We start from the raw sequence: 13845 nt of genomic DNA, 5'->3' as shown, positions 1-13845 counted from the left end.
ACTACATTTAGACCCGTCAGTCAGGGTTCTCGCTTTTCCCTTTTCGGCCAGCATGGCAAGCTGCGGTTTCGGTTCATGAACAGGATAGACCATGCCCTCCACACTGCCTCCGCTGCCGGCCTCGCTGGAAGCTACCCGTGATCACCATTTGGCCCAGTGGGCTGCCGCGCTGGAGCAGTCGGCCCTCGCGCCGCGCCGCGACGAGCTGAGCGCGCGTTTTGAACAGGAGCTGCCGCTGGTGCTGGCGGCCAGTGACTACGTTGCCGAGCAGTTGCGTCGTGATCCCGAGCTGGCCTGGCGGCTGGTGGCTGGGGAGCGGCTCTGGCGGCCGTTGGCTGAGGGCGAGTTGCGCGAGCTGCTGCAGGCGGCGCTGACCGAGGTAGCTAACGAAGATCAACTGGCCCAGGCGCTGCGCCGGTTCAGACAGTGGCAGCAGGTGCGCATTATCTGGCGTGACGTACTGGATTTGGCGCCGCTGCAGGAGACCACGCGAGACCTGTCCGATATGGCGGATGCCTGCATCGACGAGGCCTATCACTGGCTTTACGGCCAGTGCTGCGCGAGCCTGGGGCAGCCACTCAGCCGCGACGGTGTGCCGCAGCACATGGTGGTGCTGGGCATGGGCAAGCTGGGCGCGGTGGAGCTTAACCTGTCCTCGGACATCGACCTGATCTTTGCCTACCCGGAGGCCGGCGAGACTGGTGGCGGGCGGCGCAGCCTTTCCAATCAGGAGTTTTTTATTCGCCTGGGCCAGAAGCTGATCAAGGCGCTGGATGCGCCAACGGTGGACGGCTTTGTGTTTCGCGTGGATATGCGCCTGCGCCCTTACGGCGACAGTGGCGCGCTGGTGTTCAGCTTTGATGCGCTGGAGCAGTACTACCAGAGCCAGGGTCGCGACTGGGAGCGCTACGCGATGATCAAGGCGCGGGTGGTGGCAGGTGATCAGCAGGCTGGCGCGGAGCTGCTGGCCATGCTGCGGCCCTTTGTCTATCGCCGTTATCTGGACTTTGCCGCTATCGATGCGCTGCGCAACCTCAAGCAGATGATTCAGCGTGAGGTGCAGCGCAAGGGTCTGCAGGACAACGTCAAGCTAGGCTCGGGCGGTATCCGTGAGGTCGAGTTTATTGGTCAGGCCTTCCAGTTGATTCACGGTGGCCGCGACCGCAGCTTGCAGCAGCGCCCCATTCTTGGCGTGCTGCAAACGCTGGGCGCGAACGGCTATCTGCCGGAGTCGGCAGTACAGGAATTGGCGCAGGCCTACTGCTTTTTGCGCGACACCGAGCACGCCCTGCAGGCCGTTGATGACCGCCAGACCCAGATGCTGCCGACTGAGGCGCAAGGGCAGGCACGCATCGCCTGGATGCTCGGGTTTGCCGACTGGGATGCCTTTCGCGCTCGCCTGGATGCCGAGCGTGCCTGTGTCGCCGGCCACTTTGCCGGCGTGATCGCTGATCCGGATGAGGATGAAGCCGACTTGCAATCGCCGCAGGCCGATTGGGTGCCGGTCTGGGATGGCACGCTGGACGAGCCGCAGGGTCTGGAGCAACTGGAGGCGGGTGGCTTTGCCGATGCGCCGTCTGCCTGGCGGCGCCTGCAGGGGCTGCAGGGTTCGCCACGCCTGAAATCCATGCAGCGTGCTGGGCGAGAGCGCCTGGATATTTTCATGCCGCGTCTGCTGGCGATGGCCGCCGAACAGGAAAACCCTGACCTGGCGCTGGAGCGCGTATTGCCGTTGGTCGAGGCGGTGGCGCGGCGCTCGGCCTATCTGGTGTTGCTGACAGAAAACCCGGGGGCCCTGCGCGAGCTGCTGGTGCTCTGCGCAGCCAGCCCATGGATTGCTGAGCAAATTGCCCGCTATCCGGTGGTGCTGGATGAGTTGCTCAATGCTGGCCGCCTGTACCGGCCGCCGGAACCCAATGAGCTGGCTGATGAGCTGCGTCAGCATCTGCTGCGTATTCCTGAGGACGATCTTGAACAGCAGATGGAAACCCTGCGTTATTTCAAGCGCGCCCACGTGTTGCGTATTGCAGCCTCCGAGATTGCTGGCACCTTGCCGCTGATGAAGGTGAGCGATTACTTAACCTGGGTTGCCGAAGCGATCCTGCAGCAGGTGCTGCTGCTGGCCTGGCGCGAAATGGTCGCGCGCCATGGACGACCGGCACGGGCCGACGGCTCACGCTGCGAGCTGGACTTTATCGTGGTGGGCTACGGCAAGGTGGGCGGCATCGAGCTTGGGCATGGCTCGGATCTGGACCTGGTGTTCATTCACGATGGTGACCCGCAGCGCGATACAGATGGCGACAAGCCGATTGAAGGCAGTAAGTTCTTTACCCGGCTGGGCCAGCGCATTATCCACATGCTCAACACGCAAACGGTCTCCGGTGCGCTGTATGAGGTCGACATGCGCCTGCGTCCCTCGGGTGACTCCGGTCTGCTGGTCAGCTCGCTGGCCTCTTTCTCGCGTTACCAGCGCGACGAGGCCTGGACCTGGGAGCATCAGGCGCTGGTGCGTGCTAGGGCGCTGGTGGGTTGTCAGCAATTGACTGCTCGCTTTGATGCCCTGCGTGCCCAGGTATTGGGGCGTGAGCGTGATGAGCAGGCGTTGGCGCGCGAGGTGGGTAACATGCGCCAGAAGATGCGCGACAACCTGGGCACCTCGGCCACCCGGGCCGGTAGCACGGCGGACGCCTTTACTGCCGCTCAGCTGTTTGATCTCAAGCAGGACCTAGGTGGTATCGTCGACATCGAATTTATGGTGCAATATGCGGTTCTGGCCTGGTCGTGCCGGTACCCCGAATTACTGCGCTACACAGATAACATCAGGATTCTTGATGAGCTGCAAAACGCCGGTCTGATCGCCGGTGAGGATGTCAGCTGCCTGCAGGAGGCTTACAAGGCCTACCGGGCTGCAGCTCATCGCCTGGCTCTACAGAATCAGCCGGGCAAAGTAAGCGGCGACCAGTTTCATGACTTCCGACACGGGGTCATCAAGCTCTGGCAGCAAGTGCTGCCTCCCCAGCAGCCAACCACCGAACCTCAGGGGTGATTGGCGCGGGCGCGCTCAGGCAGAACCCAAGAACGCATGACTGATTGAATAGATACGTATGGAGCTGGCTGCTATGTCGATGGCCGATCGTGATGGTCTAATCTGGTTTGACGGAGAAATGATTCCCTGGCGCGAGGCCAATGTGCACGTGCTGACTCACTCGCTGCACTACGGCATGGGCGTATTCGAAGGCGTGCGCGCCTACAACACCCCGGATGGCACCGCCATTTTCCGTCTGGATGCACACACGGATCGCCTGTTCGATTCCGCTCACATCATGGGTATGAAAATTCCCTTTACCAAAGAGCAGCTGAACGAAGCTCAGCGCGCTGTGGTACGTGAGAACAAGCTGGAAACCGCCTACATCCGTCCGCTGGTGTTCTACGGATCTGAAGGCATGGGTATCCGTGCTGACAACCTGAAAGTGCACGTTGTTATCGCAGCTTGGCACTGGGGTGCGTACATGGGAGAAGAAGCACTGGAACGCGGTATCAAGATCCGCACCAGCTCCTTTACCCGTCATCACGTCAACATCACCATGACCCGTGCCAAGGCCAGCGGTGCCTACATGAACTCCATGCTGGCACTGCAGGAAGCGGTTTCCGCCGGTGCTGATGAAGCGCTGCTGCTGGATCCGGAAGGCTACGTTGCCGAGGGTTCCGGCGAGAACGTCTTCATCGTCAAGAACGGCACCATCTACACGCCGGAAGTGACTGCCTGCCTGAACGGCATTACCCGCGCGACCGTGCTGGCGCTGGCCTCCAAGTTCGACATTCCGGTAGTTGAGAAGCGCATCACCCGTGACGAGGTCTACATCGCTGATGAAGCCTTCTTCACCGGTACTGCCGCTGAAGTAACACCGATCCGCGAGCTGGATGGCCGTCAGATCGGCGCTGGCCGTCGTGGCCCGGTTACCGAGAAACTGCAAAAGGCGTACTTCGATCTGGTTACCGGCCAGACCGCAGAGCACGCCGAGTGGCGGACGCTGGTAGGTTGATTGCCACAAGCGGCAAGCTTCAAGCGGCAAGCAGTCGTGGGCCGTTCGGGGTTTGTCGCTTGCAGCTTGAAGCTGGAAGCTTATGAATATTCTGATTATCGGTCCCAGCTGGGTCGGCGACATGGTGATGGCGCAAACGCTGTTCACCTGCCTGAAGCAGCGACACGGTGATGACTGCATGATCGATGTGCTGGCGCCCGACTGGAGCCGGCCAATCCTTGAGCGCATGCCTGAGGTTCGTCAGGCCCTGAGTTTTCCCTTGGGGCATGGCGCGCTGGAGCTGCGCACCCGGCGCGAGATAGGCCATGGCCTGCGTGGCCAATACGATCAGGCCATCCTGCTGCCCAACTCCCTTAAGTCGGCACTGGTACCCTTTTTTGCCGATATTCCCTTGCGTACCGGCTGGCGCGGCGAAATGCGCTACGGCCTGCTGAACGACGTGCGCAAGCTCGATAAGCAAGCCTATCCGCTGATGATCGAGCGCTTTATGGCGCTGGCCTATGAGCCGGATATCGAGCTGCCCAAGCCTTATCCACGCCCGGCGCTACAGATTGATCCTGCCTCGCGCGAGCAGGCCTTGCAGCATTTTGGTCTGGAGCTGGATCGCCCGGTGCTGGCGCTCTGCCCGGGCGCCGAGTTTGGCGAGGCCAAGCGCTGGCCGTCCGAGCACTACGCGGCGGTGGCCGATGCACATATACGTCAGGGCTGGCAGGTCTGGCTGTTTGGCTCGAAGAAGGACCACGCGGTGGCCGAGCAGATTCGCGGTCGCCTGATTCCGGGCTTGCGCGAGGAGGCGACCAACCTCTGCGGTGATACCAGCCTGGCCCAGGCCATCGACCTGCTGTCTTGCGCCGATGCGGTGGTCAGCAATGACTCGGGGCTGATGCACGTTGCCTCTGCGCTCAACCGCCCGCTGGTCGCGGTCTACGGTTCTACTTCGCCCGGCTTTACGCCGCCGCTGGCTGACCGGGTAGAGACCTTGCAGCTGGGGCTTGATTGCAGCCCTTGCTTTGATCGCACCTGCCGCTTTGGGCACTACAACTGCCTGCGTGATCTGATGCCCGCGCAGGTCAATGCGGCGCTGGACCGGCTGGTCGGCAACCCGCTGTCTGATCCTCAGGACAACTGAAGCGCATGCGCGTTCTGCTGATCAAGACGTCCTCGCTGGGGGACGTCATTCATACCCTTCCGGCGCTGACCGATGCGGCGCGTGCCATTCCCGGTATCCGTTTCGATTGGGTGGTAGAGGAGGGCTTTGCCGAGATTCCGTCCTGGCACCCCGCCGTGGATGCCGTTATTCCCGTTGCTATCCGGCGCTGGCGCAAGAAGCCGCTGCAGGCGGTGCGCAGCGGCGAGTGGGGCAGCTTCAAGCGCCGCCTGCGCGATACCCAGTACGACCTGGTGATTGACGCCCAGGGGCTGCTCAAGAGCGCCTGGCTGACCCGCTACGCGCGCGCCAAGGTGGTCGGCCTGGACAAGAGCTCAGCCCGAGAGCCGCTGGCAGCGCGCTTCTACCAGCGCCGGCTGGCGGTTGCCTGGGGCCAGCACGCGGTAGAGCGCACCCGCCAGCTGTTCGGTCAGGCGCTGGGCTATACGCCAGCCGAAGGGCTGGGCGATTACGGGCTGGATCGTGGCGCACTGGGCGCCGAGGTTGCAACCACACCCTATGTGGTGCTGCTGCACGGCACCACCTGGGTCACCAAACACTGGCCCGAGCTGTACTGGCGCCAGTTGGCTGAGCAGCTGGTTGCTGCGGGTGTCGAGGTGCGCTTGCCCTGGGGCAGCTTGGATGAGCAGGCTCGTGCCCAGCGGATTGCCGAAGGGCTCGAGGGCGCCGTTGTTCTGCCGCGCCTGCCGCTGCGCGACGTTGCCCGGCAATTGGCGGGTGCCAGCGCCTGTGTGGCTGTTGATACCGGGCTCGGGCATCTGGCTGCGGCGCTGGATGTGCCCACGTTATCGTTGTTCGGTCCGACTAACCCTGGATTTACCGGTGCCTATGGCGCGGTGCAGCAGCATCTGGCCAGCGACTTTGCCTGCGCGCCCTGTTTGCGCAAGCAGTGCAGCTACCAGCCCACCCCGGAGGATGCTCGTCGGTTCGACCTGACCCGCGAGCAGCCGCTATGCTTTACCCGTCTGAATCCGGACCGGGTCATGCAGCAATTGCAGTCGTTACTGCCCAACAAGAGAGTTGTCTGATGCAGCTGGCGTTTGTGCTCTACAAGTATTTTCCCTTTGGCGGGCTGCAGCGCGATTTCATGCGTATCGCCAAGGTGTGCCAGGCCCGCGGTCACGCGATTCGTGTCTACACGCTGATCTGGGAAGGCGATATTCCCGAGGGGTTTGAGGTGCTGGTGGCGCCGGTCAAGGCGCTGAGCAATCATCGCCGCAATGAAAAATTTACCGCCTGGGTCGAAGCCGATCTGGCCAAGCGCCCGGTCGATCGGGTGGTCGGGTTCAATAAGATGCCTGGGCTGGACGTCTACTACGCCGCCGACCCCTGTTTTGAAGACAAGGCGCAGACCCTGCGTAATCCGCTCTACCGCTTCTCCAGCCGTTATCGTCATTTTGCCGCTTATGAGAAGGCCGTGTTCTCCCCGGCCGTGAATACGCAGATTTTGATGATCTCGGAGGTGCAGCAACCGCTGTTCACCAAGCATTACAAAACCCCGCTGGACCGCTTTCATCTGCTGCCGCCGGGTATTGCGCCGGATCGCAGGGCACCGGCCAATGCGGCCGAGGTGCGTGCCGAGTTTCGTGCCGAGTTCGCTCTGGCTGACGATGACCTGCTGCTGGTGCAGATTGGCTCCGGCTTTATCACCAAAGGGGTTGATCGCTCGATTCGTGCTGTAGCGGGCTTGCCCGCAGAGCTGCGCAAGCGTACACGGTTGATGGTGATCGGTCAGGATGATCCGGGCAGTTTTCAGCGCCTCGCCCGCTCGCTCGCGGTGGATGACCGGGTGACCTTCATGAAGGGGCGCAGTGATGTGCCGCGGTTTTTGCTCGGTGCAGACCTGCTGATCCATCCAGCCTATAACGAGAATACCGGTACCGTGCTGCTTGAAGCGCTGGTTGCCGGTCTGCCGGTGCTGGTGACCGATGTCTGCGGCTACGCCCACTACATCAGCGAGGCCGACTGTGGCCTGGTGGTGCCCACACCGTTCAAGCAGGAGCAGCTCGATCAGATGCTGGCTGACATGCTGAACAACAGCGCGCTGCGCAAGGAGTGGCAAGCCAACGCCCTGCGTTTTGCCGACCAGGCTGATCTTTACAGCCTGCCCGAGCATGCCGCCGATGTGATTCTCGGGGAGGGCGCTTGAGCCAGACGTTGACGCTGCAAGAACCCTTTGCCAGCCTGTGGGCTGGACAGGATGCCTTTGCCGCTGTCGAGGCGCTGCAGGGCGAGGTATTCCGTGAACTGGAAGCGCGTCGTACTCTGCGCACCGAGGTCGACGGCAAAGGCTACTTCGTCAAGATTCATCGTGGCGTGGGCTGGGGCGAGATCCTCAAGAACTGGTCCACCCTCAAGCGCCCTGTGTTGGGTGCCGGGCAGGAATGGCAGGCTATTCATGCCCTCACCGTCGCCGGTATCGATACCATGACGGCCGTTGCCTTCGGCGAGCGCGGCAGCAACCCGGCCGCGCAGCACTCGTTCATCATCACCGAGGAACTGGCGCCGACCATCAGTCTGGAAGATTACAGCCGAGACTGGAAAACGGCTGCGCCGCCGGCACCCTTGAAGTGGGCGCTGATTGAGCGTGTGGCCAGTATGACCGCGGCCATGCACCAGGCTGGCGTCAATCACCGTGACTGCTACATTTGCCACTTTCTACTGCATACCGACAAGCCTGTGACCGAAACAGACTTCAAGCTCTCGATTATCGATCTGCATCGGGCCCAGATTCGGGCCCAGGTGCCGCGCCGCTGGCGCGACAAAGACCTGGCCGGGTTGTATTTCTCGGCGCTGGATATTGGTCTGACCCACCGCGACAAGCTGCGGTTTTTGCGCAGCTACTTTGCCACGCCGCTGCGCGATACGCTGCGAGACGAGGCGCCGCTGCTGGCGCGCCTTGAGCGCAAGGCGCAAAAGCTGCAGGAACGCTTTGCGCGTAAGTACGCCCCCGGGACCGACGTATGAAGCGTTGGACCTTGAACCCCGAGTACGCCACCGGGGAAAGCGGGCGGCTATTTGCTGATCTGGATACCGTGTTTGAGCTGGAGGGGGAGAAAATTACCCAAGATCCGCTCAGCACTGTCCACCGCATTTGGGTCGCTGATCGCTATTACTACGTTAAGCGCTACACAGGTGCGGGCAAGAACCTGCGCCGCTACCTGGGGCGACCGCGCATTCAGGCTGAATGGGAAAACCTGCTGCACTTTCATGCCTGGGGCATTCCCTCGGCAATAGTCGTTGGTTTTGGGCAGGAGCGCGCAGGTGGGGCTTTTCTGCGCGGAGCACTGATCACTGAAGCGCTGCCGCAGACGACTGATCTAGCCCAGTTGGCGAAGCAGCATGATCCTCGCCTGGCAAACCGGCCGTGGGTGACGCATGTTGCCCGGCAAGTGGCACTGGCGACGCGCATGATGCACGATCAGGGCTTTACCCATAATGATCTCAAGTGGCGTAACCTGCTGGTAGATGATCAGGCGCTGGCCAACGTCTATCTGATCGACTGCCCGGGCGGCAGTTTTTGGTGGGGACCCATGCTGCGGTATCGCATCATCAAGGACCTGGCCTGCCTGGATAAGCTGGCCAAGCATCACCTCAGCCGCAGCAGACGGTTGGCTTTCTATAAGATGTATCTGGGCAAGGCGCGCCTGGACACCGCGGATCGCAAGCAACTGCGTGCGATTCTCGCGTTTTTCGAGGGACGAGAATGACCCGCAAGCCCTTTATTGCTGTTAACGCTCACGAAGTATTGCAGCGCCACGGACTCGATTCGATGGACGCATTGTGGGCGCTGCAGCTCGAAGCTGTGGATGCGCCAAACACCGGCCGGGGAGGCTGGAGCAGTGTGCACCGGCTGGAGCTGGATGACGCCAACGGCACGTCGCAGCACTTCTATCTCAAGCGCCAGGACAACCACTGCACGCGCACCATGCATCGCCCCTTGGGTGAGCCGACCTTTGCCCGTGAGTTTCGCGCAATCCAGCAGTACGCCCGTGAGGGCATTCCCGCTCTGGAGGCGGCCTTCTTTGCCGAGCGCCGTGTTGATGGCCGCGCGCAGGCCGTTTTGTTGACCCGTGCGTTGGATGAGTATGCGCCGCTGGATGAATGGTTTGAGCGCTGGGATCGGCTGGCCGTCGCGGACATTCGCATGTTGATTCGCTCGGCTGCGGCGCTGGTGCGCGCGCTGCACAACGCTGACCGGATCCACAACTGCCTGTATCCCAAGCATGTGTTTCTCAAGCTGCATACTGATGGTGCAGGTGCTCGGTTTATCGACCTGGAAAAAACCCGCCGCGCCCTGTTTGGCGAGCGTGATCGCATTCGCGACCTTGAAACCCTGCATCGGCGTAGTGCAGAACCCAGTCGCAGCCAGCGCCTGCGCTTTGTGCTTGCCTATATGGGTAAGACACGGCTGGATAATGAGGCGCGCGATTTCGTCCGTCGGCTGCTGCAACGCAGTGCCGGCAAGGGAGCCCGCGCGTGAGTCTGCAAACCCAGCTGCGCGCCGCCGGCCGCGAGCCGCCTTTGCCGTGCGAGTTCACCTTGCCGCAGGGTCAGGTGCGGGTGTTGCGTTGGCTTCGGGTGCTACCGGGCAAGCGGTTGGTTGCGGAAGTGGACTGCGCCGGTCAGCCCGGAGTGCTTAAGCTGTTTATTGCTACCGGGGCTGAGCGCCATTGCCAGCGTGAGGTGGATGGGCTGCTTGCGCTGCAGGCTCACGGCGTCACCACGCCTGCGTTGCTGGGGCATGGTGCCTTGCATGACGGTGGCCACTATGTGCTGAGCGCTTATCTGGCCGGGTCACATACCCTGCAGCAGCAGTGGGATCTGTTGGCTAGCCGTGCTCCCGGCGACAGTGGGGCAATGGCGCTGCTGGGGCAGGCGCTGGCGCTGATCGCCGCGATGCATCGTGTCGGCCTGGTGCAGACCGATCTGCATCTGGGCAACTTTCTGCTGCACGAGCAGCAGCTGTACGTCATTGATGGCGATGCGGTTGAGGCATTGTCACCCGGCCAGCCGCTCAGCGCTGCACAGGTTGAAGACAACCTGGCGATCTTTCTGGGCCAGCTGGACCCCGAGTGGGACGCGCTGGGCGAGCTGTTGCTGGTCGATTACCTGCAGCACAACCCGCTGGCCCTCAACCCGGACCGCCTGGCACGGCAAGTGGCGCAGGTGCGTCAGCGTCGGCTGGATGACTACCTTGGCAAGACGCTGCGCGATTGCACGACCTTTGCGGTGCGGCGTAGCTGGTCGCGTTTTTGCGCGGCGGTACGCAGCGAGCTGGATAACCTCAGCGCCTTGCTTGCGCGCCCGGATGACGCTTTGGCGGCGCAGCCACTGCTTAAGGATGGCGGCAGCAGCACGGTTGGCCGCACCCGTGTTCAGGGCCGCGAGCTGGTCATCAAGCGCTACAATATCAAGGGATTTGGCCATTGGCTGAAGCGCTTTTGGCGCCCGACACGTGCCTGGCACTCCTGGCTGGCAGCGCATCGCCTGCAGTTTTTAGGCATTGCCACACCGGCACCGCTGGCGATGATCGAACAGCGTTTTGGCCCGTTGCGCCGCCGTGCCTGGTTGATTACCGAGTATTGCGGCGGGGTCGACCTGTTGCATTACCTGGGCGAGGATGGACAGCATCTGCCCGAACCAGCGGTGGCTGATGCCTTGCTTGCCGTGTTTGATCAACTGGTGCAGGCACGCATCAGTCACGGCGACTTCAAGGCGACCAACCTGCTTTGGCATGCTGAGCGTGTGTGGCTGATTGATCTTGACGCGATGCAGGCTCATCGCAGCGAGCGCAGCTGGCAGGTTGCCTGGCAGCGAGACCGTCAGCGCTTTGTGCGCAACTGGCCAGCTGAGAGCCCGCTGGCAGTATGGCTGGAAGAGCGCCTGCCGCGTTGCTGAATTTCATTTTATTGATTGATAGAAGAGGACTACCGTGGGACTTACCGTATTGGGCCTTTCCGGCGCACTGAGTCACGACCCCTCCGCCGCACTCTATATCGATGGCAAGTTGATTGCTGCCGTAGAAGAAGAGCGCTTCGTGCGCGACAAGCACGCCAAGAACCGTATGCCCTACGAGTCGGCCAAATTCTGTCTTGAGCAGGCCGGTATTCAGCCAGCAGACGTGGATATCGTCTGTATCCCCTTTGCCCCAATCAGCCTGTTTGGCAGCAACGCCCGCTGGCACTATGCCAAGCGTTACTGGTACGCGCCTGATCGTTCGCTCGATGCCATCTTGACCGGAAACCGCCGCTTCAAGCGTTATCGCAAGAAGATTCTTTGGTGTCTGGAGCAACTGGGCTTCGATGCCAAGAAAGTCCGTCTTGAGCCGGTTGAGCACCACCTGGCCCACGCCTCCAGTGCTTATCACTGCTCGGGCTTCAGCGAAAAGACGGCGATCCTGGGGATCGACGGCAAGGGTGAGTACGCAACCACCTTCTTCGGTTGGGGTGAGAACGGCAAGATCCACAAGATCAAGGAATTCTACGACCCGGATTCGCTCGGTGGCCTGTATGGCGCGATCACCGAATACCTCGGCTTCGAGATGCTCGACGGCGAGTTCAAGGTCATGGGCATGGCACCTTACGGTGACGCCGCCAAGTATGACTTTTCGCGTTTGGCCAAGTTTGAAAATGGTGAGCTGATCATTAATACCGACTACGCCAACGTCATCGGTTTCCGCCGCTACAAGGAAAAGGGCAAGGGCTACTACTTCTCACCCAAGTTGATCGAATGGCTTGGGCCCAAGCGTGAGGGTGATATCGCCGACGATCCTTATATCCACTACGCGGCTGCGATGCAGGCACTGTTCGAGAAACTGGCGCTGGAGATGATTGATTATTATCTCGGTGACGTCCTCAAAGAAACTGGTCGCCTAGCCTTTGCGGGTGGTTGCGCTCTGAACGTCAAGCTCAACCAGCGCATCATTGCGCGATCAGACGTCAAGGAATTGTTTGTTCAGCCTGCGTCTGGTGATGCTGGTACGGCGGTCGGTGCTGCCTCGTACATTTCGGTCAAAAACGGTGTGCCCGTCGAGAAGATGGAACACGTCTATCTTGGCCCCTCTTATAGCAACGAAGACATTATCGCCGCCTGCGCCCGCCACCCGAATCAGCCTCAGTGGCAGAAGATCGACGACGTACCCCAGGAAATCGCAAAGGTACTGGTCGAGGGCAATCCGGTTGCCTGGTTCCAGGGTCGTATGGAGTTTGGCCCCCGCGCCCTGGGCGGCCGCTCCATTATCGGCTGCCCCAGCGTTGCCGGTGTGGCCGACCGAATCAACGAGCAGATCAAATTCCGCGAGCGCTGGCGCCCGTTCTGCCCGTCCATGCTCGATACCGTGGCTCCGCAGATGCTTAGCGTCGACCATCCGTCGCCCTTCATGACCTTTACCTTTGACGTCAAAGAAGGGTGGGCAGAGCGCGTGCCAGAGGTGGTGCACGAAGACGGCACAGCCCGCGCCCAGGTGCTCAAGCGCGACTACAATCCGCGCTACTACGACCTGATGAAAGAGCTGGAAGTCATGACCGGCAACGGCGTCGTGCTTAATACCTCGCTTAACCGGCGCGGCGAGCCGATGGTCTGCTCGCCGACGGATGCGCTGAACATGTTTTTCGGGTCTGATCTGCAGTTCTTGATCATGGAAGATGTGCTGGTGGTAAAGGAGAGTGAACAGTGACAGATCCAGCAGCAAACGTGCTGCTAAGCATTGTTATTCCTGCTTATAACTACGCGACGACTTTGCCACGTACCGTGGACTCTGTCGTGCCGCAGCTGGCAGATGACTGTGAGCTTATCATTATTGATGATGGCTCTACTGACAATACGCCTAAGGTGATCGCCGATTTACTGCAGAGGTATCCTGGGAAAATCATTACCGAGCGCAAAATTAATGGTGGCCTTGCGTCAGTTCGTAATCGAGGTATAGAGAAGGCTCGCGGCGACTGGCTGATTTTTCTTGATGCTGATGATGAAATGGCTGAGGGTGCGATCAAGCTTATTCGCGAGCATCTTCGGGCGAATCCGGAAACTCGGTTCGTCGCTGGTGGTCATGTTTCTATTAATTCTAGCGGTAAGCGCAGCATCCACAATCCAGGTGTGATGCCGGAAAACCAAATCATGCGGGTTCGGGCTTATCTATTGGATAAAAGCTTGGCTCTCTCAAATGGCGCCTGCGCAATGCATCGTGATGTATTTGCTCGCGGTAACTATCCAGAGGCGTTTCGCAGTGCGGAGGATATTCCGGTATTCACTCAAGTGCTTGCGAACTACCACTGCTCTGTTCTGAATGAGCCGCTGGCCTTGATTCATAAACACTCGGATAGCTTGCGGCATCAGTTTGCTCATGCGCGTGCCGGCGGTTTGAAGTTGGTGGACGAAGTTTTTTCTCCGCAACGCTTGCCGGATGAGTTTCAGGTGCTGCGTCGCGCGTTTTTTGTACAGCGAAGCCTGTCGCTGTTTCGCAGTGCTTGGTTGGCAGGTGAGTCGGAGCTGGCGAAGGAATGGTTCGTGCAAGCGCTCAAAGCTGACTGGCGCGTTATATTTCGTGGCTCCTATAGTCGCAAAGCGCTACGACTTTGGCTGCTAGGAAAGTAGCGGGCTGATGGTGCATTAAGCTGTACTGTAAGTGTCGAA

Annotated in this window: 11 protein-coding genes; all 11 read left to right on the top strand. The window is 60.7% G+C overall.

Translation table 11 applies throughout. From position 1 onward, the window contains the following. Positions 1-91 precede the first annotated feature (91 nt). The 11 genes from glnE to BM116_RS10785 all read left to right on the top strand — a co-directional run bounded on the left by glnE (position 92) and on the right by BM116_RS10785 (position 13806). Positions 92-3046 (top strand): bifunctional [glutamate--ammonia ligase]-adenylyl-L-tyrosine phosphorylase/[glutamate--ammonia-ligase] adenylyltransferase, encoded by a 2955-nt coding sequence (glnE, locus tag BM116_RS10835; protein ID WP_083725406.1) that lies wholly within the window; start codon positions 92-94, stop codon positions 3044-3046. A 73-nt stretch (positions 3047-3119) separates the two neighbouring features. Beyond that, entirely contained in the window at positions 3120-4043 is a 924-nt protein-coding gene (locus tag BM116_RS10830; RefSeq protein ID WP_083725492.1) for a branched-chain amino acid transaminase, read from the top strand. An 82-nt stretch (positions 4044-4125) separates the two neighbouring features. Continuing rightward, a complete protein-coding gene (gene waaF, locus BM116_RS10825) occupies positions 4126-5172 on the top strand; it encodes a lipopolysaccharide heptosyltransferase II (RefSeq protein ID WP_083725408.1) in 1047 nt (348 codons plus the stop codon). Positions 5173-5177: 5 nt separating this feature from the next. Further along, the gene (waaC, locus tag BM116_RS10820) at positions 5178-6239 is read left to right on the top strand and encodes a lipopolysaccharide heptosyltransferase I (protein ID WP_083725410.1); all 1062 of its coding nucleotides are present in this window, start codon (positions 5178-5180) and stop codon (positions 6237-6239) included. After that, on the top strand, positions 6239-7360 hold the full coding sequence (locus tag BM116_RS10815; protein ID WP_083725412.1) for a glycosyltransferase family 4 protein: 1122 nt from the start codon (positions 6239-6241) through the stop codon (positions 7358-7360). The genes waaC and BM116_RS10815 overlap by 1 nt, the downstream gene beginning before the upstream one ends. Then, positions 7357-8178: a lipopolysaccharide core heptose(I) kinase RfaP gene (gene rfaP / locus BM116_RS10810; RefSeq protein WP_235846742.1), complete on the top strand. Its 822-nt coding sequence runs from the start codon at positions 7357-7359 to the stop codon at positions 8176-8178. Before BM116_RS10815 ends, rfaP begins: the two co-directional genes overlap by 4 nt. Further along, positions 8175-8921 (top strand): lipopolysaccharide kinase InaA family protein, encoded by a 747-nt coding sequence (locus BM116_RS10805; protein ID WP_083725416.1) that lies wholly within the window; start codon positions 8175-8177, stop codon positions 8919-8921. The genes rfaP and BM116_RS10805 overlap by 4 nt, the downstream gene beginning before the upstream one ends. Then, complete coding sequence (locus tag BM116_RS10800; RefSeq protein WP_083725418.1) at positions 8918-9694, top strand: lipopolysaccharide kinase InaA family protein; 777 nt, start codon at positions 8918-8920, stop codon at positions 9692-9694. The genes BM116_RS10805 and BM116_RS10800 overlap by 4 nt, the downstream gene beginning before the upstream one ends. Further along, a complete protein-coding gene (locus BM116_RS10795) occupies positions 9691-11112 on the top strand; it encodes a lipopolysaccharide kinase InaA family protein (RefSeq protein WP_083725420.1) in 1422 nt (473 codons plus the stop codon). The genes BM116_RS10800 and BM116_RS10795 overlap by 4 nt, the downstream gene beginning before the upstream one ends. Before the next feature lie 34 nt (positions 11113-11146). Then, positions 11147-12889: a carbamoyltransferase family protein gene (locus BM116_RS10790; protein ID WP_083725422.1), complete on the top strand. Its 1743-nt coding sequence runs from the start codon at positions 11147-11149 to the stop codon at positions 12887-12889. Next, positions 12886-13806 (top strand): glycosyltransferase family 2 protein, encoded by a 921-nt coding sequence (locus tag BM116_RS10785; RefSeq protein WP_083725424.1) that lies wholly within the window; start codon positions 12886-12888, stop codon positions 13804-13806. Before BM116_RS10790 ends, BM116_RS10785 begins: the two co-directional genes overlap by 4 nt. Positions 13807-13845: the final 39 nt, after the last annotated feature.

Source organism: Halopseudomonas pachastrellae, from assembly GCF_900114765.1.
In the GTDB taxonomy this organism is placed as follows: domain Bacteria; phylum Pseudomonadota; class Gammaproteobacteria; order Pseudomonadales; family Pseudomonadaceae; genus Halopseudomonas; species Halopseudomonas pachastrellae.
The sequence above is the reverse complement of the archived record's forward strand: the minus strand, read 5'-3'. Positions and strand labels throughout refer to the sequence as shown.

Bases quoted from the DNA above. Each gene is read 5' to 3' on its own strand.
- glnE (WP_083725406.1), top strand. From the start codon at position 92: ATGCCCTCCACACTGCCTCCGCTGCCGGCCTCGCTGGAAGCTACCCGT.
- BM116_RS10830 (WP_083725492.1), top strand. From the start codon at position 3,120: ATGTCGATGGCCGATCGTGATGGTCTAATCTGGTTTGACGGAGAAATG.
- waaF (WP_083725408.1), top strand. From the start codon at position 4,126: ATGAATATTCTGATTATCGGTCCCAGCTGGGTCGGCGACATGGTGATG.
- waaC (WP_083725410.1), top strand. From the start codon at position 5,178: ATGCGCGTTCTGCTGATCAAGACGTCCTCGCTGGGGGACGTCATTCAT.
- BM116_RS10815 (WP_083725412.1), top strand. From the start codon at position 6,239: ATGCAGCTGGCGTTTGTGCTCTACAAGTATTTTCCCTTTGGCGGGCTG.
- BM116_RS10805 (WP_083725416.1), top strand. From the start codon at position 8,175: ATGAAGCGTTGGACCTTGAACCCCGAGTACGCCACCGGGGAAAGCGGG.
- BM116_RS10800 (WP_083725418.1), top strand. From the start codon at position 8,918: ATGACCCGCAAGCCCTTTATTGCTGTTAACGCTCACGAAGTATTGCAG.